This is a genomic window from Mesorhizobium sp. M1217 (assembly GCF_040318275.1).
Lineage (GTDB): Bacteria > Pseudomonadota > Alphaproteobacteria > Rhizobiales > Rhizobiaceae > Mesorhizobium.
In genome coordinates this window covers 396,446-418,460 of record NZ_JAMYMA010000004.1, presented here as the reverse complement: position 1 = coordinate 418,460, position 22,015 = coordinate 396,446, and the positions used below count along the sequence as shown (strand labels likewise).

Below are 22,015 nucleotides of genomic sequence, written 5' to 3'. Positions count from 1 at the left end.
TTATCACGCCGCCGCGGCGGCGATCGGCGCGACATTTGGTCGTTTTGCCGCATTTGACAAGACTTTGGCCGAAATCGCTCCCATATGCGACATTGAACCATCCACGATTCGTCGCGGCACGGCCCCGCTTCCCGCCGCAACCTGTTGTTAACCAACAATGTTCGCCCTTTCTTATCCATTGCCGCCGACACTCCGGCCCAGCGGAATTTGCGATACGGAACCCAGATCGAACCGCCAAACTGAGCCAGTTGTGCAGCCGGCGCCGGACGACTACCTTATTCCAAGGCATGATGCCGTTCGAAACCGCCGAGAAAAGCCTTCATGAAGGTCGTTGAACGTTACATCATGCGCCGTGCTTTCGCGGTATTCGCGCTGGCGCTCGTTTGGACGCTGGCGATCGTCTGGACGACTCAGGTGCTCGCCCGCATCGACCTCGTCACCGATAGCGGTCAGTCGGCCCTCACCTTCTTCGAAGTCGCAGCGCTGATCGTCCCGTCGATCGTTCCGATCGTCGTGCCGTTCGCCCTAGTCGTCGCGGTCGCGCAGATCCTCAGCGTGATGAATTCGGATTCGGAGCTGGCCGTCATCAATGCCGCCGGCGCTTCACGCTGGACCATCGTCAGGCCGATCATGCTTCTGGCACTCGCAGCCAGCGTTTTTTCGTTTGCTGTCGACAATGGCGTCGACCCTTACGCACGCCAGAAGAACCGCGAGTTGATTGCTTCGTCGCGTGCCGACCTGTTGTCGTTGATCATCCAGGAAGGCACCTTCCGCAAGATCGATGATGGCCTGTTCCTGCAGGTTGGCGAACGGCTTCCCGACAATCGCCTCGGCGGCATCTTCGTCGCCGACTCGCGCGAAGAAGGCGTCAATCTCATCTATTATGCCAAGACCGGCAGCATCATCGAACGCGGCGACGAGAAGGTGCTGATGATGAATGACGGCGTCATCCATCGCAAAACCATGACCGGCGACCTCTCGGTAATCCGGTTCACCTCCTACGCCTTCGACTTGTCCGCTTTCTTGTCGGCGTCATCTGACATTCTGCTTTTGCCGAAGGACCGGACGACCCAGTACCTGCTCAATCCCAGTCCGAACGACAAGATGTACCAGCAAAAGCCGAACAGGTACCTGGCCGAGCTCAACCAGCGTTTTTCCGAGTGGTCCTATTCGCTCGTCTTTGCGCTGATCGCGCTTGCGGTCGCCGGAGATGCGCGCTCGCATCGCGAGGCGCGCGTGCACCCGCTGATCACGGCAATCGCGATCGCGCTGTTCGTGCGCTGGCTCGGGTTCTTTGCCGCCGGCAAGGCCGACAAGGTGCCGCAATATGCCTATATGGTCTACGGCGTCCCGATCGTGGCATCGGCGATCGCTATCTGGTTCATCGTTTCCAACCGGACGATGGAACTGCCGGTTGCTTGGGCCGATTGGATAACCAATCTTGCCGGCCGCTTCAATGACGGCTGGAGCGCCGTCAAGCTCCGCTTTGCCCGGCGTGGCGCATCCGGACAGGGAGCCGGCTGATGGGCTGGACTCTGGGTCGGTACTTCTTCTTTCGCTATGTGACGATCACCATCTGGTTCTTCATCGGCCTTTTGGCGCTGGTGTTCCTGATCGATTTCACCGAGCTTTCCGGCCGCACGACCGGCGTGCCGGGCTTCACCTACGCAACTGCGTTCGCCATTTCGGGGCTCCGGATGCCGATGATCATGCTGCAGACGGTGCCGTTCGTCGGCCTGTTCTCGGCGATGGCGACCCTGGTGTCGCTCAACCGCAAATATGAATTGGTCATCGCCCGTTCCGCCGGGGTTTCCGCATGGCAGTTCCTGCTGCCGTGCTGCATCGGGGCGCTGCTGTTTGGGGCCTTGTCGGTTGGCGTCATCAATCCGATAGCCGCGCACGCCTATTCCTGGTCCGAGCAGATCGAGACCCAGCTCCGTTCGGGCAAGTCGAACACCGTCTCGGCCGACGCCGCGCCCTGGATCAGGCAGAAAACCAGCTCCGGCGATACCATCATCGGCGCGCGCGCCATTCTCAATCAAGGCCTGGAGATGGCCGACGCGGTCTTCTTCAGTTTCAGCCCGCAAGGCGACATCATCGAGCGCAAGGATGCCGCGCACGCCTTTTTGCGGGACGGCTACTGGGAATTGCGGGACGTCAAGGTGTTCCGGGACGGCACCATCCAGTCGTTACCCAGCGATCGGCTGCCGACCGATCTCAAGCCGGAATTCGTGCAAGAGCGGTTGGCGCGCCCTGAGACCATCCCCTTCTACGATCTGCCCGGCAAGATCGAGGTGGCCCGCTCCTTCGGCCTCAAGGCAAATGCCTTCGCCATGCAGTTCGATTCCCTGATTGCGCTGCCCTTCCTGCTCGTCGCGATGACGCTGATTGCGGCAACGGTATCAATGCGATTTGCGAGGATGGGGCAGTCGGCGACGATGATTCTGGGTGGCATCGTGGCCGGCTTTCTGCTTTATGTCGTTTCGGTGCTGGTCAAGGCATTCGGCGTAGCGGGATTCGTACCCACTGCCGTAGCGGCTTGGGTCCCGGTTGTCGTGGCTATGTTCTTCGGGGTGACATTCCTGCTATACAAGGAAGACGGCTAGTGAGGGAGGCGGTTTTGCGCAGCCATAGGCACGCCGGTTTGGCACGCCTCTCTGCGGCGAGCGCCTTGGCATGCCTGCTTGCCGGCGCTGCCCCGGTTGCTCCGGTTTTCGCCCAGGACGTCAGTGAGCTGGCAACGAAGGTTCCGAGCGGCACGCAGATGCTGCTGGCAGCCGATACGCTGGTCTACGACAACGACAAGCAGACTGTGACGGCCGTCGGCGGCGTCCAGATCGACTATGGCGGCAACCGTCTCGTCGCCCAGCGGGTCGAATACAACCGCAACACCAAACGCCTCGTCGCCAGCGGCAATGTCGAGCTCGTCAACAGCGACGGCACCAAAATCTATTCGCAGCATGCCGACATCACCGACGATTTCGCCGACGGCTTCGTCAACGCGCTGCGTGTCGAGACCGTCGACAAGGCGTATTTCGCCGCCGAAAGCGCGGAGCGCATGGGCGGCGTGCTGACGACGTTCCACAATGGCGTCTACACCGCCTGCGAGCCGTGCGAGGACAAGCCCGACAAAGCGCCGACCTGGCGTATCAAGGCCAGGAAGATCATCTGGAACGGCGAGAAGAAGACGGTTCGCTTCGAGAATTCGAATTTCGAGTTCTTCGGCTTTCCACTGGCCTATCTGCCGGCTTTCGAGATCGCCGACCCGACGGTCAAGCGCAAGAGCGGCTTCCTGATCCCCGGCGTCGCCTACAAGAGCGATCTCGGCGTCGGTGTTAGAGTTCCCTATTATTTCGCGCTCTCGCCGACCTACGATCTAACTGTCACCGGCAGCGGCTATACCAGACAGGGTTTCCTCGGTGAGGCCGAGTGGAGGCAGCGCTTCAACAACGGTCAGTACAGCCTGAAGATTGCGGGCATCCGTCAAGAGAATCCCGATGCCTTCATCGACGACAATGGCCACAACGTCAGTTCGGGTACCGAGGGCGATCCGAACAGGTTCCGCGGCATGATGGGCACCCAAGGCCAGTTCGCCATCAACCCGCGCTGGGACTTCGGCTGGGACATCCTGCTGCAGAGCGACAAGAGTTTCTCGCGCACCTACGATATCGATGGCTTCAACGATAGCGTACACCGCTCCGAGGTGTACCTGACGGGGCTCAACGATCGCAATTATTTCGATGTGCGCGCCATGCACTTCGACGTTCAAGAAGACACCCTCGCTAGCGATCCGACCGCCCGCGCCGCCAAGCAGCCCTGGGTGCTGCCCTCGCTCGACTACGCCTATATCCCCGACATGCCGGTGGCCGGCGGGCAGCTGTCGTTCGACGTCAACGCGCGGATCATAGACCGCGACAGGCTCGATACGGCTCTTGCAGATTCGGGCATCCCTTCGTCCGTCAACAACGTCCGCGGCATCGACGGTCAATCCGGCCGCGTTACCGCTGAGGCCGAATGGAAGCGCACCTTCACCACCGATGGCGGGCTGCTGCTGACGCCGCTGCTGGCGCTGCGCGGCGACGCCGGCTATGTCAACGCCTCCTCGGCCTCGCTCGACGCCGTCAACCAGATGGCGACCAATCTCGGCGTTGACGACGACATGCGTTCGTCGCTTGCCCGCTACATGGCGACCGCCGGCCTTGAGATGCGCTGGCCGGTACTGTTCTCGATGACCAGTTCCAGCCATGTCTTCGAACCGATGGCGCAAGTGTTCATGCGTCCGAACGAGCAATATGTCGGCGGGCTGGCGGTCCCCAACGAGGACGCCCAGAGCTTCGTCTTCGACGCCACGACGCTGTTCGAGCGCGACAAATTCTCCGGCTATGACCGCATGGAAGGCGGCACGCGCGCCAATGTCGGGCTGCGCTATTCCGGCGCGTACGACAATGGCTGGAGCACCAATGCGGTGTTCGGCCAATCCTACCAACTCGGCGGCCAGAACTCGTTCGGCACGCCGGATCTGGTCAATGTCGGCGCCTATTCGGGTCTTGAAACCGCAACCTCCGACTATGTCGGCCTTGTCGGCTTCAATAGCCCCAGCGGATTTTCCGGCTCGGTCAGCGGCCGTTTCGACGAGCAAAGCTTCGAGGTCCGCCGCGCTGAGGTAAAGGCCGCCTTTTCAGGCCTGCCCGTATCGCTGAGCGCCAAATACGCCTTCATCCAGGCGCAGCCGCTCTATGGCTTCTCCACGGATCGCCATGAGATCACGCTCGGCGCCTCGACGCATCTTGCTGAGAATTGGCGCGTCTTTGGCACCGGCACGTATGATCTGGAGCAGAGCATCCTGGTCAAGGACGGGGTCGGCTTTGCCTATAGCGATTCGTGCTTTACCTATTTGATGACGTTTTCGGAAAGACGTGACCTGAACACCAAGGAAGTATCGCAGAACGTCGGCTTCAACCTGTCGTTCCGCACGCTCGGCGATTTCGGCTCGTCGCAACGCTCCATCGACACCATCCAATAAGGGGAGCAGCAGTCGGCAACGGGGCGGCTGGCGGACGACATTGTTTCGCCGCATAGAGCAGGCACGAATTTCCGCGGCCTGAACTGGGACAGGTTGGGCCGAATCGAGATGGAATTGGGATGCTTTCGATGAGGAAATACCTCTTTTCGGCAGGCTTCGCGCTGCTGGTGGCGGTCTCGATCACCGCAGTGACGCGGCCGGTTTTCGCCAGCGAGATCAAATACGTCGTCAACAATATACCGATCACCACCGGCGACATCCAGCATCGCGCGGCTTTCCTGCGCCTGCAGCACAAAAAGGGCGATGCCGGCCAGGAAATGATCGACCAGACGCTGCGCATGGCCGAAGCCAGGCGGCTCGGCATCCGCATCAGCGACGCGCAGGTCGATGCCGCTTATCAGCGTTTCGCCACGAGCAACAAGATGCCGCTCAAGCAGCTTGACGGCGCCATGGCGCAATCCGGCGTCTCCAAGGAGCATTTCAAGGAGTTTATCCGGGCGCAGATGGCCTGGAACCAGGCGCTGACCGCGCGTCACCGTTCTAGCGACGGCGGCGGCGCCATAAGCGAGCAGGACCTCGTCAAGCGCATGCTCGAGAAAGGCGGTAGCAAACCGAGTGCCACCGAGTACATGCTGCAGCAGGTCATTTTCGTGGTGCCGGCCGCCGAGCGAAGCGCGACGCTGGCCAAGCGCAAACGCGAAGCCGACGCCATGCGCGCCCGCTTCAACGGCTGCAACACCACGCGCGAATTCGCCAAGGGCCTGATGGATGTCACCGTTCGCGATCTCGGCCGGGTGCTGGCGCCGCAATTGCCGCTGGACTGGGCCGAGCAGATAAAAGCTACAAAGGTTGGCGGCGCCACCACGACGCGCGAAACCGACCGCGGCGTCGAATTCATCGGCATCTGCTCGTCGCGCGAGGTGTCAGACGACAAAGTCGCGCAGATGGTGTTCCAGAATGAAGGTTCGAGCGACAAGAACGCCGACGAGCTCTCGAAGAAATATGTCGAGGAGTTGCGGAAGAAAGCCCGCATCATCGAGCGCTGAAGTCGCGATAGCCGTGCCTCACGCAGAGCTTCCGCTGGCGCTGAGCGTCGGCGATCCGTCCGGTGTGGGGCCGGACATCGCCATCGCCGCTTGGCAGGCCCGCGATACCGCCGGCGTTCCGTCTTTCTATCTTCTTGCCGATCCGGCACTGATTGCCGCGCGGGCGCACAGGCTCGGCGCCGATATTGCGATGGCCGAGACAACGCCGGCGCTAGCGCCGGAGATGTTTTCGCGCGCGCTGCCGGTGGTGGCGCTTGCCGCCCGTTTCATCGACAGTCCCGGCCGCCCTGATCCAGCCAACGCCGCCGGCATCGTCGAGGCGATCGACCGCGCCGTCGCCGACTGCCTGGCCGGCCGCGCTGCCGCGGTCGTCACCTGCCCCATTGCCAAGAAGCCGCTCTACGATGCCGGCTTTCGCTTTCCCGGCCACACCGAATATCTGGCGCATCTGGCATCGCTTCATACCGGTACCGAGGTGACGCCGGTGATGCTGCTTGCCGGACCGGACCTGCGCACCGTGCCGGTCACCATCCACATCGCGCTGGCCGAGGTGCCGAAGGCGCTGACGACCGACCTGATCGTCACCACCGGCCGCATCACCGCCGCCGACCTTGCAAACCGCTTCGGAATTGCCAAGCCGCGGCTCGCCATTACCGGCCTCAACCCGCACGCCGGCGAAGGCGGCGCGATGGGCACCGAAGATGAGCGCATCGTACGCCCGGCGGTCGACAGGCTGAGGCAGGAAGGGATCGACGCCTTCGGGCCATTGCCCGCCGACACGCTGTTTCATGCTCGCGCCCGCGCCGGCTACGACGTGGCGCTCTGCATGTATCACGACCAGGCGCTGATCCCGGCCAAGGCGCTGGCGTTTGACGAGGCTGTCAACGTCACGCTCGGCCTGCCCTTCATCCGCACCTCGCCCGACCATGGCACCGCCTTCGACATCGCCGGCAAGGGCATCGCCCGCGCCGACAGTCTGATTGGCGCACTGAAGCTCGCTCGCCTACTTGCCGATACTGGGACAAAAACTGCAGGCCAATGAGCCCAATCCGATGATCCTAACCCAATGAGCCCAGCCCGATGAGCATAGACGGGCTGCCGCCGCTGCGTGAGGTGATCGAGCGCCATGGGCTGCAGGCGAAAAAGGCGCTCGGCCAGAATTTTCTGCTCGACCTTAACCTGACAAGCAAGATTGCGCGGACCGCCGGCGACCTGAGCGACGTTACGGTTATCGAGGTCGGTCCCGGTCCGGGCGGGCTGACTAGGGCCCTGCTCCTCAACGGCGCCCGGCGGGTCGTCGCGATCGAGCGCGACGAGCGCTGCCTGGCGGCCTTGGCCGAGATCGCGAACCACTATCCGGGTCGGCTCGAGATCGTGGCCGGCGATGCGCTGAAAACTGATTTTGCAGCGCTTGCCAAAGGAGTGCCGGGAAGCAGCGGGTCGGCGAAAATCGTCGCCAACCTGCCTTACAATATCGGCACCGAATTGCTGATCCGTTGGCTGACCGTCACCGAGTGGCCGCCTTTCTACACATCGATGACGCTGATGTTCCAGCGCGAGGTCGCCGAACGCATTGCAGCCAGCCCCGGCAGCGAGGCCTATGGCCGGCTCGGCGTGCTGGCAGGGTGGCGGACGGAGGCGAGGATTGCCTTCGACGTGCCGCCGCAGGCGTTCACGCCGCCACCCAAGGTGACGTCCTCGGTTGTGCATCTGGTGCCACGCGCCAGCCCCTTGCCGGCAGAGGTGAAACGGCTCAGCCGCGTCACCGAAGCGGCGTTCGGCCAGCGCCGGAAAATGCTGCGGCAGAGCGTGAAAAGCCTTGGCGGCGAGGCGCTGCTCACCCGCGCCGGCATCGATCCGACCAGGCGTGCGGAGACGCTCAGCGTCGAGGAATTCGTGCGGCTGACGAATGCGGTGTGAGGCTGTGATGCAGGAACTTGGAGTGGTCGCTCGGCTTTTCCCACTTATCGAGGCAGGCGAGAAAATATCCACCATACGCTGGCGCGAAATATCGATTTTGCCGGGCTATATGCGCTATGTTTGTGACGGCGATGCCAGCAGGATCGCGATTGTGTGGGTCACGCGCTGCACCGATCTGCGCCTGTCCGAGGCGGCAGCGTTCCTTGGAGAGAATCGGAATGGCCCCAAGAGGTCACGGGGATGCGAGAGCACTATCCGCAGATCGGACGGACCGACATTGTACAGATCATTGAACACTTGACACCCGCCCAGACAAAGCGTCGCCCCGACTACCCGCCTGAAGTCCGATAAAAGTGTGCTATCTGGTAAACTTCGATCGCACAGAGGAATGCCAGTCGTGACGCTGCAGGAGCCGACCAACACCCGCACGCTAGGTGGATCATGCCAGTGCGGTGCAGTCACCTATAAGGTGACGGACGAGTTCATATTTGCCGTGAATTGCCATTGCTCGATCTGCCGTCGCGCAACCGGCGCAGCGTTCAAGCCACTCGCAGGCATAGAGCGTGTCAAATTGCGCATCACGAGTGGGGAGGACAAAATCCAGATCGTCGACGGCAATAGCTGGCATGACGAGCGATGCAAGCTATGCGGGTCGTTCCTTTTTGCGGTTGGTCGTGACGGCGCGTTCGCCCACATCGCTATGGGGACCCTCGTCGACGACCCAAACATTCGCCCAAGCGCGCACATTTTCGTCGGCTCCAAGGCACCTTGGTTCACCATTACAGACGACCTGCCGCAATATGACGAAAATATTGTCGAAGACAGGAGCGAATTCACGGAAGCGTCGAGCTTCGTGTCGTTCCATCAGGAGAGCGATACCGCAAAGCCGCGTTGAACCCCCGGCCGTGCCATCATAGTCCCATACCAGCGCTCAACATTCGGAAATTCGGCAAGATCGACTTGATGCCGCTCGTGCCGCCATGCCCAGCCGAGAATAGCAAAATCGGCGATCGACAGCTCGCCCGAGAAATACTCGACCTCCGCCAGCCTCCGATCGGCGACTCCGTACAGGCGTCGGGTCTCTGCGCTATAGCGTGCCAGTCCGTAGCGGCGGTCCTGGTCGTCGGTCACGCCAAGAAAGTGGTGCACCTAGCCCGGCATCGGACCGAAACCACCCACCTGCCACATCAGCCATTCCAACACAGGGACTTGCGCGCTGAGTCTGGACGGCCAAAAGTGGCCGGTCTTCTGGCCTAGGTAAATTAGGATGGCACCCGACTCGAACACGCTGATCGGTCTACCGTCCGGTCCGGCGGGATCGACGATGGCGGGGATGCGATTGTTGGGGCTAATACGCAGAAACCCAGAGGCATGCTGTTCGCCCTTCGTGATGTCGACCACCTTCACCGTGTAGGGCAGCCCCATCTCCTCGAGCGCGACGCTGATCTTTCGGCCATTCGGTGTGTCAAAAGCCCCATAATTCAATCGGCATGCCAACTCTCTATCGCGTTTTATGCCGACGTTGATCGCTGGTACGAGGGCGTCTCTCTCGTCAACCAACATCGGCAAATGTCAATTATCCCGACAAGTGGACACTATCTTCGTGTGATCGCCACCGTCCCGAAAGACGCCGCAGGCCGGACGCTTACGATAAAGGTGCTCAATCCGTCTTCTCATCGAGCAGCCCCGAGACGAAATCGAACAAGCCCGGCCGGCGATCGCGTCTGAGCCGTTCGGCCGTGACGATGCCGCGCACCTCGGCGAAAGCGCGGTCAAGATCGTCGTTGACGATGACGAAATCATATTCCTTCCAGTGCTCGATCTCATTACGGGCGTTCTTGAGCCGCGTCTCGATTACCGCTTCCTGGTCCTCGGCGCGACGCTTCAGCCGCGCCTTCAATTCCTTCATCGACGGCGGCAGGATGAAGATCGAGACGATGTCGGCGCGCATCTTCTCCTTGAGCTGCTGAGCGCCTTGCCAATCGATGTCGAACAGCATGTCGCGGCCTTCTGCCAGCGCCTGTTCGGCCGGCTCGCGCGGCGTCGCGTAGCAATTGCCGTGCACCTCCGCCCATTCGAGCAGCGCATCGGAATCGCGCAGCCGCTCGAACTCGCGCATCGTGCGGAAGTGGTAATGGACACCCTCGATCTCGCTGCCGCGGCGTGGCCGCGTGGTGACCGAGACCGACAATTCCAGGCTGGAATCGCTCTCCAGCAGGTTGCGCGCGATCGTCGACTTGCCGGCGCCTGAGGGCGACGACAACACCAGCATCAGCCCGCGGCGCCGAATGCGGGAACCCACATCCCTAGTGGTCATGGGGCTTGGCAGTCATGTGGCTTGGCATCGGGATCATTCCAGATTCTGGACCTGTTCGCGAAACTGGTCGACGACCGCCTTCAGTTCCAGTCCGATGGCGGTGACCGCGGCAGCATTCGACTTGGAACACAGCGTATTCGATTCGCGGTTGAATTCCTGCGCCAGGAAATCGAGCTTGCGGCCGACGGCGCCACCGCCGGCGAGCAGCGCCCGGCCCGACGCCACGTGCGTCTTCAGCCGGTCGATCTCCTCGCGTATGTCGGCCTTGGTGGCCAGGAACGCCGCTTCCATATGCAGCCGGCTGGCATCCAGATTGGCTGATGCGTCCATCAGCAGCCGGATCTGCTCTGCAAGCCTTTCGCGGATCGTGGCCGGCTCGCGTGATGGATCGGCCTCGGCCCGCAGTGTCAGCGCCTCGATGGCATCGATATGGCCGGACAGCAGGGAACGAAGCGCCGCACCTTCGCCTTGGCGCGCCTGCTGCAGCCCGTCCAGTGCTGCTTCCAGCGCCGACAATATCGCGGTATCGAGCGCACTGCGCGCCTCTTCGGTTTCGATGGCTTCGGGAATGTCGAGCACGCCGCGCAGCGCAAGCAGTCCGTCGGCCGCCGCAGGCGCTACTCCGAACTGCTCCTGCAGCCGCTTGGCCAACCCCGCCAGATCCTTCAGGAAAGCCTCGTTGACCACGGGTTGCGCTTGCGCGCCGGCGGCGCGGCCAATGGTCAGCGTCATCTGGAAATTACCGCGCCCAAAACGCTTTTGCACCGTCTGCCTGACTGCCGGCTCCAGCCGGTCGAAACCTTGCGGCAGCCGCAGCCTGACCTCGACGCTCTTGCCGTTGACGGACTTGGCTTCCCAGGCAATCGAAGTGCCTTCGTGTTCGGCGACACTGCGCGCAAAACCGGTCATACTCTGCAAGTTCATGTTGCCGTGCGTCCCCTTGCCGAATGCCCCTCAAGCCGGAACGATTGCTCCGGACAGGATCATGTGAATTTCAATGCCATAGCAGCCCTTGCACATCCACCCGGACATGCACAGGGCCGACCTGATGGCGTCTGGCCCTACTGGGCGGCGGTAGCCCCCGCATCGTCAACGATGGCTCCCGCCGGCGTGTCGGCTCCGGTATTGGTTGCCCCGGCCTTGGCGGCGTCCTGCGCCTGCTTTTTCAGCAGTGCCCGGTAGCGAGCGACATTCTCGTTATGCTCATCGAGCGTCGCGGCAAAGACGTGGCCGCCGCTGCCGTCGGCGACGAAGTAAAGATCGCTGGTCTTCGACGGATTGGCGACTGCCTCCAGCGCCGCACGGCCGGGATTGGCGATCGGCGTCGGCGGCAAGCCGTTGATCAGATAGGTGTTGTAGGGCGTCGGCTTCTGGATGTCCGACTGATAGATCGGGCGGTCGATGGGTTTGCCCTTGCCGCCGAACAGGCCGTAGATGATGGTCGGGTCCGACTGCAGCCGCATACCCTTGGCCAGCCGGTTGAGGAAAACGGCCGCTACCCGCGAGCGTTCATCGCCCTTACCTGTCTCCTTCTCGACGATCGAGGCCAGGGTGACAAAATCCTCAATGTTGGCGATCGGCAGATCCGGCGCTCGGCGCTGCCAGACTTCGTCGACCAGTCTTTTCTGGTCGGCCAGAAGCTTGTCGACCATCTGCTGGCGTGTTGCGCCGCGGGTGAAGCGCAGCGTGTCGGTGGCGAGGCTGCCCTCGGGTGGAGTGGTCGACGGCATATCGCCGGCCAGTGCGTCCTGCTCAGCGATCCGTTGCAGTGCCTGCTCGACCGTCAGCCCCTCGGGGATGGTCAGCGAATACATCACCGACTTGCCGCTCTTCAGCAGTTCCATGATATCGTGCATCGAAGCCTGCGGCTTGATCTCGTATTCGCCAGCCTTCAGGGCGGAATCATTGCCGAAGGCGCGTACGCCAAGGCGGAAGATGCGGGCGTCGCTGATCAGCCCTCGCCGCTCAAGCTGGTCGGCGATCTCCTGGACGCCGCTATTCGGCTTGACCAGGAAAGTGTCGCCATTGGCCGACGGGCCCGGCTCGTTGAATTCCTGCTTGCCGAAATACAGCGCAACGCCTGCCGCCAGAACCATCAGCATCACCGAAGAGATGACGAAGTTCATGAACACGACGAACTGGCTGCGCGAGGCACGCGAGCGCTTCGGCGGCGGCGTGCCGGCCTCGGGCCGCAACGCCTCGCTGGCCGTCTTCGGCACGATCGGGCCGGGGGTTGCTGCCCGTTGCTCGAATTCCCCGTTATCGGCCGGATTTGTGTTCATAGCGCCCTACCAATTGATCTTGCGACGAATCCCCTCGGGCAGAGTAGGGGCGAATATGGCAAAATTGACGGCAGACGCAAACCGGCGGAGCGGTCAGCCATTGTAGCGCTGGAAGACGAGCGAGGCGTTGGTGCCACCGAAGCCGAAGGAGTTGGACAGCGCCACGTCGATCTGCCGGGCTCGCGGCTTGTGCGGCACAAGGTCAATCGCCGTTTCGCGCTCCGGATTGTCGAGATTGATGGTCGGCGGCGCGATGTTGTCGCGAATGGCGAGGATCGAAAAGATCGCCTCGGCAGCACCAGCCGCGCCCAGCAGGTGGCCAATCGACGATTTCGTCGACGACATCGATATCTTCGAGGCGGCGTTGCCGACCAGCCGCTCGACGGCGCCGAGTTCGATCGTATCGGCCATGGTCGAGGTGCCGTGGGCGTTGATGTAGTCGACATCGGCGGGCGTCAGCTTCGCCCGGTTCAGCGCCGCCGTCATGCAACGGAAAGCGCCGTCGCCGTCCTCGGCTGGCGCGGTGATGTGATAGGCGTCACCGGTCAGGCCGTAGCCGGTGACCTCGGCATAGATCTTGGCGCCGCGGGCCTTGGCGTGTTCGAGTTCCTCGAGCACGACAACACCGGCGCCCTCGCCCATGACGAAACCGTCGCGATCGCGATCATAGGGGCGCGAGGCCGTTTGCGGCGCGTCGTTGCGGTCGGTGGAGAGCGCGCGGCAAGCCGCGAACCCAGCGATCGAAAGCCTCGTCACCGGCGCTTCGGCGCCGCCTGCGACCATAACGTCGGCATCGCCCCATATGATCAGCCGGGCGGCATCGCCGATGGCGTGCGCACCGGTCGAGCAAGCGGTGACGACGGCATGGTTGGGGCCTTTCAGCCCATGCCGGATCGAGACCTGGCCGGACACGAGGTTGATGATTTGGCCGGGGATGAAGAACGGGCTGATGCGGCGCGGACCGCGTTCCTTGAGGATCATCGCATTCTCGGCGATGCCTTCGATGCCGCCGATGCCGGAACCGATCAGCACGCCGGTGGCGCACTGTTCCTCATGCGTCTTCGGCTGCCAGCCGGAATCCTTGAGCGCCTCGTCGGCGGCCGCGATCCCGTACAGGATGAAGTCGCCGATCTTGCGCAGTTCCTTCGGCTCGAGAACGGCTTCAGGATTGAAAGTGGCATTGGAGCCGTCACCGCGCGGAATGACGTGGGCGACCTTGCAGGCAAGGTCTTCCACCTCGAATTCGGTGATGCGCTTGGCTGCACTGCGGCCGGTCAGAAGCTCATTCCAGCTGTGCTCGAAGCCCATGCCGAACGGCGAAAGCAGCCCAAGGCCCGTGACGACGACACGCCTCATCGCAGGTCCTCCCCGGTGATGACTGCAAATAGCGTCAGGCCGAGGCCTTGTCGATGTATTTCACCGCATCGCCAACAGTCAGGATGGTCTCGGCCGCATCGTCGGGGATTTCGACGCCGAACTCTTCTTCGAACGCCATGACAAGTTCGACCGTGTCGAGGCTGTCCGCGCCCAGATCATCGATGAAGCTCGCCTGCTCCGTCACCTTGTCGGCATCGACGCCAAGGTGCTCGATGACAATCTTCTTGACGCGCTCTGCGGTGTCACTCATTTGGGCATCCTCGTCTTTTGGTTGTCTGTCTTCGTTAGCGGGCAGAATGCCGCTAATCAAGCTGAAAGATGGTCCTGCCGGAAACGCAGCGGAACAGGACCGGTTTTTGCCCGAACCGCCGGGTTGCGGGCGGCATTACACGAAAAATCCCGTGCATCCAAGACGGAATGAAGCGTTTTCCCAAGTGTTAGATCATTGCCATGCCGCCATTGACATGAACGGTCTGGCCGGTGACGTAGGCCGCCTCATTGGAAGCGAGGTAGGCGACGGCAGAGGCGACTTCGGCGCCCGTGCCCATGCGCCGCGTCGGGATCGCCGCCATGATCGCCTCTTTCTGCTTGTCGTTGAGCTTGTCGGTCATCGCCGATTCGATGAAGCCCGGGGCGACGCAGTTGACGGTTATATTGCGGGTGGCGATCTCCTGCGCCAGCGATTTGGAAAAGCCGATCATTCCGGCTTTGGAGGCGCAATAATTGGCCTGGCCGGGATTGCCGGTGACGCCGACCACTGAAGTGATGTTGATGATGCGGCCATGGCGGCGCCGCATCATCGGATGGGTAAGCTCGCGGGTCAGCCGGAACACGGCGGTCAAGTTGACCTCGATCACGCTATCCCAGTCGGCATCAGCCATGCGTACGAACAACCCGTCCTTCGTGATGCCGGCATTGTTGACGAGGATGTCGACGCCTTCGAGATCGGCCTCCGCCTTCTGGCCAAGCGCCTTGACCTCGTCGCGATTGGAAAGATTGGCCGGAAACAGCTTGACCCGGTCGCCCAGTTCGGCGGCCAGCGCCTCCAGTTTCTCGATACGCGTGCCGTGCAGGCCGACGATGGCGCCCTGGCCATGCAGCACGCGGGCGATCGCCTCGCCGATGCCCCCCGATGCGCCGGTGACGAGCGCCTTGCGGCCGGTCAATTCGAACATTTTTGTCTCCTGATCTGAGCGAACACCCTTCGCACGGAGCGGGGTCAAATCGCCAGTTGATTATGCAAGCGCCGCCAGCGCCGCCTCGACATCCGCCGCGGATCCGATTGCACTGGTGGCAATATCGCGGTTAATGCGCCGCGCCAGCCCCGACAGAACCTTGCCGGCGCCTACTTCATATAGCGTCGCAACGCCATTCGCGCCGAACCACTCCACCGTTTCGCGCCAGCGCACGCGCCCGATCACCTGTTCGACGAGGCGGCGGGCGATCTCGTCGGGATCGCTCGTCGGGGTCACCGTAACATTGGAGACCAGCGGCACGGCCGGTGCACTCTTCGTCACGGCGGCCAGTGCCTCCCGCATGATCTCGGCCGCCGGCTTCATCAATGCCGAATGGAAGGGCGCCGAAACCTGCAGCATGAGCGCCCGCTTGGCGCCCTTCTCCGTGCATAGCTTCGCCGCCAGTTCGACCGCCGACCTGGCGCCGGAGATTACCAGCTGGCCGCCGCCATTATCATTGGCGATCTGGCAAACCAAGGCTTGCGCGGGATCTTTGGCCGCGCCTTGGGCAGCCTCTGCGCAGGCGGCTTCGACGTCGGCTTGTTCCAGCCCGATGATCGCCGCCATGGCGCCCTCGCCGGCCGGTACCGCCGCCTGCATGGCGTTACCCCGGATGCGCAACAGTCGGGCGGCGTCGGCGACCGAAACGAAACCGGCGGCCGCAAGTGCCGAATATTCGCCAAGCGAGTGGCCGGCGACATAGGTGACCTTGCCTTTCAGGGAGAAGCCGCGCGCCTCCAACGCCCGGATTGCGGCAAGCGACACCGCCATCAGCGCCGGCTGGGCATTGGCGGTCAGCGTCAGCGTCTCTTCCGGGCCTTCCCAGATAAGCTTCGATAGATTTTCGCCGAGCGCATCATCGACTTCCTCGAAGATCCGCCGCGATTCAACAAAGGTATCGGCAAGGTCCTTGCCCATGCCGACAGCCTGGCTGCCCTGCCCCGGAAAGGTGAATGCGATGGCCATCGGCGGCTCCCAGCTGCTGGTTCTCGTTGCCTGTGACGCAAGGCGTGCGGCCAAGTCAAGTCCAACCTTGACCGCGCAACGTCGGCCGAGTGCCTGTTTCGGCAGGCTTTTTGGCGATCACTCATGATGAAAACCGCTCACGATTTGTTTGCTGGCTCTTCTTATTTCCGCCACAGGCGCTAGCTTTGCGTGACAGTTCGATGACAGTCGAGTGACGCTTTTGTTGCGGGCCGGGGAACTATCGCAGTGGCAAAGACCAAGAAGAGCGCAGCCGAGGCCGCGCCACAGTTTCTCGAAGGCGATCCGGCCACCGGCTATCTGCCAGGGCGCAAATGGCCTGTCATCCGCTATGGCTTCATCAGCCTGTTGGCCGCGGCCATCCTGGTGTTCGCTATCGAATTGATCGTGCGCGGCAACTTTGCCGGCACCATCGACTTCTTTCTGCAGCCCTTCAAACCCGGCTGGACCACAATCATCATTTTTGCGTTGATCCTCATAGGGCTCGACGCCGTGCTCGGCCGCAGCCATCAGAGCCTGATGATCCTCGCGCCGCTGACGTTGTCGCTGGCGTTCGTCGGCCACCAGAAGTCGCTCTATCTCGGCGATCCGCTCTATCCGACCGATTTCCTCTATTCCCGGCAGATCGTGGCGCTGATGCCGCTCCTGGTACGCGATCGCCCGGGAACCGCCATTGCCCTGGCGATCGGCATCGTCGGCGGGCTGTCGCTTCTCGTCTATGGCTGGCGGCTATGGCGCCGCCGCGTTCCGGCGCTCAGCCACAAGGGCCGCCTTGCCCGGCTGACGCTGACAGTGCCGCTGATCGCCTTCTTCGTCTCCATCATGGACTATGCCACTTTCTCATGGACGCGCGACCGGCTGCAGATCATCCCGATCATGTGGGACCAGAAGGAAAACTATGCCTCGAACGGTTTTGCGCTCGCATTCGCGCTGAACGTCCCGATGGCCCATGTCTCGGCGCCGCCCGGCTATTCCGGCAAGGCGATCGAAGCGATCGGCAAACCGCAGGTGACGGTCTCGGTACCCGCCGAGAAGCCCGACATCATCGTCGTCATGAGCGAATCCTTCTGGGATCCGACCAAGCTGCCCGGCGTCACCATCACGCCCGACCCTATCCCCAATGTGCGGGCACTGCGCACGGGCTACATGTTCTCGCCCGAATTCGGCGGCATGACGGCCAACATCGAGTTCGAGGCCCTGACCGGCTTTTCCAACGCCTTCCTGCCGGCGGGCAGTATTCCTTACCAGCAATATGTGCGGACACCGACCCCGTCACTGGCGACCTTCCTGAAAAGTCAGGGCTATCGGGCACGCGCCATCCACCCCGGCACCAACTGGTTCTGGAACCGGGGAGCCGTCTATGCCGATTTCGGCTTCAACGACTTCAAGTCCGAGGAGACGTTGCCGCCCATGCAAAAACGCGGACCGCTCGCGTCGGACGCGGCGATGACCGACGAGATCATCCACGAGGCCGATACCAGCGCCGAGCCGGTGTTCTTTTTCGCCGTCAGCCTGCAGAACCACGGGCCGTATGAGCCGTATCGCTATAACAATCCGACCCATAAGGTGCAGGCGCCGATCAGCCAATGGGCGCGTGAATCGCTGTTGAGCTACGCCGAAGGCTCTTCCGACGCGGACCGCGGCCTCGAGCGGCTGATCGAATGGGCGAAGAAACGCCAGCGGCCGACGGTCATCGCCTTCTTCGGCGACCATCTGCCGCCGCTTGGGCCGGTCTACGTCGAGACCGGTTTCATGAAGGACAATGTCGCGCCGCGCAAGGAGGCGGCCGACCAGATGCTGCTGCATCACCAGACGCCGCTGATCGTCTGGTCGAACCGCAGCGGCCCGGCCGAGGATCTCGGCGCCGTCAGCCCAGCCTTCCTGCCCTACCATATCCTGAAGACTGCCGGCATCAGTCATCCCTATTATACCGGCTTCCTCGGCCAGTTGCGGGAGCACTACCGCGTCATCGACCGCAATTTGCTGTTGGCACCGGCGGGCGACGCCACCCCCGATTGGTCGCGTCAGAAAGAGATCGACCCGGCAATCCGCGACTTCCGTCTGCTGCAGTACGACATGATGTTCGGCAAGCGCCATGCGGCGCCCGACTTCTTCCCCGAAACCACAGGCAAAGTGGCTGCGCACACGAGTTGAGCAGCGGCGGCGGAACGGCCGTTGGGCGACTGACGTCGTTCAGTTCGTCAAGTGCAGTTGCGAAATCGAGCTTCCGATTTTCAGGAAGACGCTTTCGAGCTGACTGACGTCGTTGGTCGGGTAATAATCCGACGGCGACGACGCGCAGGCCTCGTAGAGCTTGCGGTTGGCTGCGGTGTCGGCCTGCAGCAGTACTGTGAAGATCTGCACGTCCTGTTTCTTCAACGTGTTGCAGACATTGGTTGTCCAGTCGTCGACATTGCGCGCGGCCGCGGTCTGGTCGCTGGATCCGAACCGACCCGAAGCCAGGAACCCGTAAGAACCATAGTCCGACTTCTGTGGCGTATCCTTCGCGCCATAGACAACATTTTCGCCGTCGGTGAGCAGCAGCACCGTTTTGGTCGTGCCTGACGCCCTGAACGGCGCGCCGTCACTGTAGGGCGGTTCCGGCGAGAGTACCCGCATCCCCCATGACAACCCTTCCGAAACATTGGTCCCCGAGCCGTTCCATTCGATCATCTCACTGACGGCCTTACGCAATTTGTCGAAATCGTCGGTCAGCGGCACTATCGGCGTCGGACAGGCCCGGTTTGGGCCGATGGTCAGGGGGCCTTTCTTGTCGTTGATCAGCTTCATCGTCGAAACACTGTACTTCGCGATGTCGCCGGTGAGGCCGGGAAGCAGGGTGATAACCGTATCGTCGAGATAGGAATTATTGTAGCCGGTCGCCGAATTGCCATAGGAGCTGTTCGGATTTTTGGCGTTACCTGGATCGTCCGGCGCGAAATAAGGTACGAACAGGGTGTCCGGTTTGTTTTGGTCGGGCGGTCGGAAACATTGTTGGTTCCGGGCCGCGCCTCGACGCAGCCTCTCCATTCGACGCCCAATTGCTTGAACAGGTCCATATGGGTGATGCGCTTGCCGCCGACCAAGGGGAAATTGGCGCCATTGTTCGGCGATTTGCCGGCCATGTCGATCCAGGACGGATCGTAGTCCTCGCCCTTGACGTTGACCGCGGTGACGAACGGCACCACTGCGACACGTACGCTGCGTGTCGGCGACTTCGCGGCTTCGAGCATATCGATCAAGCCCGTCGCCGCCGTCCGCAATGCGCCGATGCGATCGTTGCTGGCCATCGACCCGGTATTGTCGAGCACCAGTACGACTTCGAGCTGATTGGTCGATTCGACGGCGCCAGCATCGACCGTGATGCGCTTGTCGTTGCCGAACAGGAAAGCGAAGTTCAAGTTGACGTCCGCCGCGGCGACAGCCTTTGTCTGGATGTAATTGAGGCCCCTTTCGACGGTAAGCGTCGCTTCGGCGTTCCTCAACTCGCTGTGGCCGGCGACATTGGTCTGGAAATAGCGGTCGAACATGTCCTTGCGCGTGGCCTCGATGTCGCCGAGATGCGAAGATGCAAGGTTCGCGGCATCGAGCGCGTTCTGCAAGCTGACCTTGGCCCTCATCAAGGTGGACACGTCCACGGCAAAGGCGACGGCCGTCAGAACCGCAGGCAACCCGAACGCCAGCATCAGGGCAAAGTTGCCGCTCTTCGAACGGCAGAACTTGTCGAACAGCATTTTACCCCCAAACCGCCTTGCTGGCGGCCGCGCGCGAACTGTTTCGTTTTGCATTCGCATGATGAACGGCGGGTTGCCACCACGCCCGCCGGCACGGGGAACTTCGCATGATGGTTAAGGTCAGGTTTCAGGAAATCCGTAAAACCTTGCCATCGAGGTCCGTTGTGCTCTGGAAGGTAGGGCGCTAGTCGAGCCGTTTGGCCTGTCGTTTGGCCTTGCTTTGCGGTCAAATTCCTGTATAGACGCCCGCAATCTGCCGGTCCTTGCTGGGGGCTGAACGGAGGGCCGGAGGTTTTCGAAACCTTCGCGTGGAGCCAGAAGCGCTTCCGCCTCCCGTGTCTCCGCTCTCGACCGTCTCGTCATGCTCCTTTCTTCCCCGTCTTCACAAGGATTGCGGGTCAGAGAAGTTGCAGAGGCTTTTGCCGCCGGGAACCGGGAGAGAAACGAAGAAAGGCACGAACACTATGGCTCTATACGAACATGTGTTTCTTGCCCGGCAGGACCTCTCGCAGCAGCAGGTCGATGCACTTGTCGAACAGTACAAGGGCGTCCTCACCGCGAATGGCGGGTCCGTCGGCCGGGTCGAGAACTGGGGACTGAAGTCCCTCACCTACCGGGTCAACAAGAACCGGAAGGCATATTATACACTCATGGACATCACCTGCCCGCCGGCCGCGCTCAATGAGATGGAGCGCCAGATGGGCCTGTCCGAGGACGTGCTGCGTTTCCTGACCATCAAGGTCGATGCGCATGAGGAAGGCCCGTCGGCAATGATGCAGAAGCGCGAAGAGCGCTCGGAACGCGGCGGCTTCGGCGACCGCGACCGTGGCGATCGTGGCCCGCGCTCATTCGGCGACCGCGATCGCGGTGACCGTGGTGATCGTCCGCCGCGCAGCTTCGGCGATGGCGGGGCCGATCGTGGCCCGCGCCGTCCGCGCGAAGGCTTTGAAGGAGCCGCAGAATAATGGTCGACATCAACCAGATCCCAACCCGGCGCCCCTTCCACCGTCGCCGCAAGACTTGCCCGTTCTCCGGCGCCAACGCGCCGAAGATCGACTACAAGGACGTGCGGCTTCTGCAGCGCTACATTTCCGAGCGCGGCAAGATCGTGCCGTCGCGCATTACCGCCGTCAGCCAGAAGAAGCAGCGCGAACTCGCCAAGGCGATCAAGCGCGCCCGCTTCCTCGGCCTGCTGCCCTACGTGGTCCGCTAAGACTGATTAGTTGACCATGATCTTATCCGAAAACCGGTTTTCACTTTTCGGGATCATGGTCTAGCCAGCGGGCGGTTCGCCGCCCGCTTTTTTCACCGGCCACGACGGGCGTAGCTGGATCGAACACCAAATCCCGGGTTGGATTTCGACAAGAGATCCTAACTGCCGCGACAGGCAGGACAGCGACACAGGCGGCGACGCCCCAGCTTCCTGACCTGTTCCAGACAATTCGGCGCCGATCCTGAGGATAGGCGCCCAACCGAAGGAACAAAACCATGGAAGTCATTCTTCTCGAACGCGTTTCCCGGCTCGGCCAGATGGGCGACACCGTCAGGGTCAAGGACGGGTTCGCCCGAAATTTCCTGCTGCCGCAGGGCAAGGCGCTGCGCGCCAACGAAGGTAACAAGAAGAAGTTCGAGGGACAGCGCGCCCAGCTCGAAGCTCGGAACCTGGAGCGCAAGTCCGAGGCCGCGCAGATTGCTGAAAAGCTCGACGGCAAGAGCTTCATCGCCGTGCGCTCGGCCGGCGAGACCGGTCAGCTCTATGGTTCGGTGTCGACGCGCGACATCGCCGAGCTGTTGACGGCGGAAGGTTTTTCGGTGAACCGCAACCAGATCCTTCTCAATCAGCCGATCAAGACCATCGGCGTCACCAACGTGGCGATCGCGCTGCACCCGGAAGTCGAGGTCACCATCACGCTCAACATTGCCCGCACGGCCGACGAAGCCGAGCGCCAGGCCAAGGGCGAAACGCTGACCACCGCCGAAGCCATCTACGGCGAAGACATCAACGACAATGCGCGGCCGGAAAATTTCTTCGATCCGAACGCGGAGTTCGAGGGCGGCGAAGACAACGGCTGATCGTTGTTCGCCGGCATTCGTCGG

The 22,015-nt window shown here is 62.1% G+C and carries 20 protein-coding genes and 1 pseudogene; 11 read left to right on the top strand and 10 right to left on the bottom strand.

Going from position 1 to position 22,015, the window contains the following annotated elements:
- The first annotated feature begins 321 nt into the window (after positions 1-321).
- The 7 genes from lptF to NKH37_RS09470 all read left to right on the top strand — a co-directional run bounded on the left by lptF (position 322) and on the right by NKH37_RS09470 (position 8,884).
- The gene (lptF, locus tag NKH37_RS09500) at positions 322-1,524 is read left to right on the top strand and encodes an LPS export ABC transporter permease LptF (RefSeq protein WP_352494877.1); all 1,203 of its coding nucleotides are present in this window, start codon (positions 322-324) and stop codon (positions 1,522-1,524) included.
- Positions 1,521-2,606, top strand: a complete 1,086-nt coding sequence (lptG, locus tag NKH37_RS09495) for an LPS export ABC transporter permease LptG (protein WP_023719815.1) — start codon at positions 1,521-1,523, stop codon at positions 2,604-2,606. The genes lptF and lptG overlap by 4 nt, the downstream gene beginning before the upstream one ends.
- Positions 2,606-5,023, top strand: coding sequence for an LPS-assembly protein LptD (locus NKH37_RS09490; RefSeq protein WP_352494876.1), 2,418 nt, complete (start codon positions 2,606-2,608; stop codon positions 5,021-5,023). Before lptG ends, NKH37_RS09490 begins: the two co-directional genes overlap by 1 nt.
- A 119-nt stretch (positions 5,024-5,142) precedes the next feature.
- Positions 5,143-6,069, top strand: coding sequence for a peptidylprolyl isomerase (locus tag NKH37_RS09485; protein WP_023719817.1), 927 nt, complete (start codon positions 5,143-5,145; stop codon positions 6,067-6,069).
- A 13-nt stretch (positions 6,070-6,082) separates the two neighbouring features.
- Complete coding sequence (pdxA, locus tag NKH37_RS09480; protein ID WP_352494875.1) at positions 6,083-7,111, top strand: 4-hydroxythreonine-4-phosphate dehydrogenase PdxA; 1,029 nt, start codon at positions 6,083-6,085, stop codon at positions 7,109-7,111.
- Between the two features lie 38 nt (positions 7,112-7,149).
- Positions 7,150-7,989 carry a 16S rRNA (adenine(1518)-N(6)/adenine(1519)-N(6))-dimethyltransferase RsmA gene (gene rsmA / locus NKH37_RS09475; RefSeq protein WP_023719819.1) on the top strand — a complete coding sequence of 280 codons (840 nt, stop codon included), beginning with the start codon at positions 7,150-7,152 and terminating at the stop codon, positions 7,987-7,989.
- Positions 7,990-8,386: 397 nt separating this feature from the next.
- Complete coding sequence (locus NKH37_RS09470; protein ID WP_353000626.1) at positions 8,387-8,884, top strand: GFA family protein; 498 nt, start codon at positions 8,387-8,389, stop codon at positions 8,882-8,884.
- Here NKH37_RS09470 and NKH37_RS09465 read toward each other — a convergent pair.
- The 8 genes and pseudogenes from NKH37_RS09465 to fabD form a co-directional block, all read right to left on the bottom strand.
- Positions 8,854-9,474, bottom strand: a pseudogene (locus tag NKH37_RS09465) (glutathione S-transferase family protein). The gene NKH37_RS09470 and the pseudogene NKH37_RS09465 sit on opposite strands and share 31 nt — an antisense overlap.
- 175 nt (positions 9,475-9,649) lie before the next feature.
- Positions 9,650-10,306: a guanylate kinase gene (gene gmk, locus NKH37_RS09460; protein ID WP_023719822.1), complete on the bottom strand. Its 657-nt coding sequence runs from the start codon at positions 10,304-10,306 to the stop codon at positions 9,650-9,652.
- Positions 10,307-10,339: 33 nt separating this feature from the next.
- Positions 10,340-11,230, bottom strand: a complete 891-nt coding sequence (locus tag NKH37_RS09455) for a YicC/YloC family endoribonuclease (RefSeq protein WP_023719823.1) — start codon at positions 11,228-11,230, stop codon at positions 10,340-10,342.
- A gap of 137 nt (positions 11,231-11,367) precedes the next feature.
- Positions 11,368-12,588 (bottom strand): endolytic transglycosylase MltG, encoded by a 1,221-nt coding sequence (mltG, locus tag NKH37_RS09450; protein ID WP_353005230.1) that lies wholly within the window; start codon positions 12,586-12,588, stop codon positions 11,368-11,370.
- Positions 12,589-12,681: 93 nt separating this feature from the next.
- A complete protein-coding gene (gene fabF / locus NKH37_RS09445) occupies positions 12,682-13,944 on the bottom strand; it encodes a beta-ketoacyl-ACP synthase II (RefSeq protein ID WP_023719825.1) in 1,263 nt (420 codons plus the stop codon).
- A gap of 34 nt (positions 13,945-13,978) precedes the next feature.
- Complete coding sequence (locus NKH37_RS09440) at positions 13,979-14,215, bottom strand: acyl carrier protein (RefSeq protein WP_006203723.1); 237 nt, start codon at positions 14,213-14,215, stop codon at positions 13,979-13,981.
- A 187-nt stretch (positions 14,216-14,402) separates the two neighbouring features.
- Positions 14,403-15,140 (bottom strand): 3-oxoacyl-[acyl-carrier-protein] reductase, encoded by a 738-nt coding sequence (fabG, locus tag NKH37_RS09435; protein ID WP_023719826.1) that lies wholly within the window; start codon positions 15,138-15,140, stop codon positions 14,403-14,405.
- Positions 15,141-15,200: 60 nt separating this feature from the next.
- On the bottom strand, positions 15,201-16,166 hold the full coding sequence (gene fabD, locus NKH37_RS09430; RefSeq protein WP_352814843.1) for an ACP S-malonyltransferase: 966 nt from the start codon (positions 16,164-16,166) through the stop codon (positions 15,201-15,203).
- A gap of 246 nt (positions 16,167-16,412) precedes the next feature.
- On the opposite strand from fabD, the gene NKH37_RS09425 reads away from it, so the two are divergent.
- On the top strand, positions 16,413-18,338 hold the full coding sequence (locus NKH37_RS09425; RefSeq protein WP_352494869.1) for an LTA synthase family protein: 1,926 nt from the start codon (positions 16,413-16,415) through the stop codon (positions 18,336-18,338).
- A 39-nt stretch (positions 18,339-18,377) separates the two neighbouring features.
- Here NKH37_RS09425 and NKH37_RS09420 read toward each other — a convergent pair whose 3' ends face one another.
- On the bottom strand, positions 18,378-18,974 hold the full coding sequence (locus NKH37_RS09420) for a vWA domain-containing protein (protein WP_353040947.1): 597 nt from the start codon (positions 18,972-18,974) through the stop codon (positions 18,378-18,380).
- Positions 18,971-19,918, bottom strand: coding sequence for a pilus assembly protein TadG-related protein (locus tag NKH37_RS09415; protein ID WP_353005227.1), 948 nt, complete (start codon positions 19,916-19,918; stop codon positions 18,971-18,973). The genes NKH37_RS09420 and NKH37_RS09415 overlap by 4 nt, the downstream gene beginning before the upstream one ends.
- A gap of 464 nt (positions 19,919-20,382) precedes the next feature.
- Between NKH37_RS09415 and rpsF the strand changes: the two genes are divergently transcribed.
- The 3 genes from rpsF (at position 20,383) to rplI (ending at position 21,991) form a co-directional block, all read left to right on the top strand.
- Positions 20,383-20,883, top strand: coding sequence for a 30S ribosomal protein S6 (gene rpsF / locus NKH37_RS09410; RefSeq protein WP_352481813.1), 501 nt, complete (start codon positions 20,383-20,385; stop codon positions 20,881-20,883).
- Positions 20,883-21,131: a 30S ribosomal protein S18 gene (gene rpsR, locus NKH37_RS09405; protein ID WP_006203718.1), complete on the top strand. Its 249-nt coding sequence runs from the start codon at positions 20,883-20,885 to the stop codon at positions 21,129-21,131. The genes rpsF and rpsR overlap by 1 nt, the downstream gene beginning before the upstream one ends.
- Before the next feature lie 275 nt (positions 21,132-21,406).
- Entirely contained in the window at positions 21,407-21,991 is a 585-nt protein-coding gene (gene rplI / locus NKH37_RS09400) for a 50S ribosomal protein L9 (RefSeq protein WP_352481815.1), read from the top strand.
- Positions 21,992-22,015 lie beyond the last annotated feature (24 nt).

What these genes read in the sequence shown, in the direction of transcription:
- lptF (WP_352494877.1), top strand. Translation starts at nt 322, where the DNA reads ATGAAGGTCGTTGAACGTTACATCATGCGCCGTGCTTTCGCGGTATTC.
- NKH37_RS09485 (WP_023719817.1), top strand. Translation starts at nt 5,143, where the DNA reads ATGCTTTCGATGAGGAAATACCTCTTTTCGGCAGGCTTCGCGCTGCTG.
- rsmA (WP_023719819.1), top strand. Translation starts at nt 7,150, where the DNA reads ATGAGCATAGACGGGCTGCCGCCGCTGCGTGAGGTGATCGAGCGCCAT.
- gmk (WP_023719822.1), bottom strand. Translation starts at nt 10,306, where the DNA reads ATGACCACTAGGGATGTGGGTTCCCGCATTCGGCGCCGCGGGCTGATG.
- NKH37_RS09455 (WP_023719823.1), bottom strand. Translation starts at nt 11,230, where the DNA reads ATGAACTTGCAGAGTATGACCGGTTTTGCGCGCAGTGTCGCCGAACAC.
- mltG (WP_353005230.1), bottom strand. Translation starts at nt 12,588, where the DNA reads ATGAACACAAATCCGGCCGATAACGGGGAATTCGAGCAACGGGCAGCA.
- fabF (WP_023719825.1), bottom strand. Translation starts at nt 13,944, where the DNA reads ATGAGGCGTGTCGTCGTCACGGGCCTTGGGCTGCTTTCGCCGTTCGGC.
- NKH37_RS09440 (WP_006203723.1), bottom strand. Translation starts at nt 14,215, where the DNA reads ATGAGTGACACCGCAGAGCGCGTCAAGAAGATTGTCATCGAGCACCTT.
- fabG (WP_023719826.1), bottom strand. Translation starts at nt 15,140, where the DNA reads ATGTTCGAATTGACCGGCCGCAAGGCGCTCGTCACCGGCGCATCGGGG.
- fabD (WP_352814843.1), bottom strand. Translation starts at nt 16,166, where the DNA reads ATGGCCATCGCATTCACCTTTCCGGGGCAGGGCAGCCAGGCTGTCGGC.
- NKH37_RS09420 (WP_353040947.1), bottom strand. Translation starts at nt 18,974, where the DNA reads ATGAAGCTGATCAACGACAAGAAAGGCCCCCTGACCATCGGCCCAAAC.
- NKH37_RS09415 (WP_353005227.1), bottom strand. Translation starts at nt 19,918, where the DNA reads ATGCTGTTCGACAAGTTCTGCCGTTCGAAGAGCGGCAACTTTGCCCTG.
- rpsF (WP_352481813.1), top strand. Translation starts at nt 20,383, where the DNA reads ATGGCTCTATACGAACATGTGTTTCTTGCCCGGCAGGACCTCTCGCAG.
- rpsR (WP_006203718.1), top strand. Translation starts at nt 20,883, where the DNA reads ATGGTCGACATCAACCAGATCCCAACCCGGCGCCCCTTCCACCGTCGC.
- rplI (WP_352481815.1), top strand. Translation starts at nt 21,407, where the DNA reads ATGGAAGTCATTCTTCTCGAACGCGTTTCCCGGCTCGGCCAGATGGGC.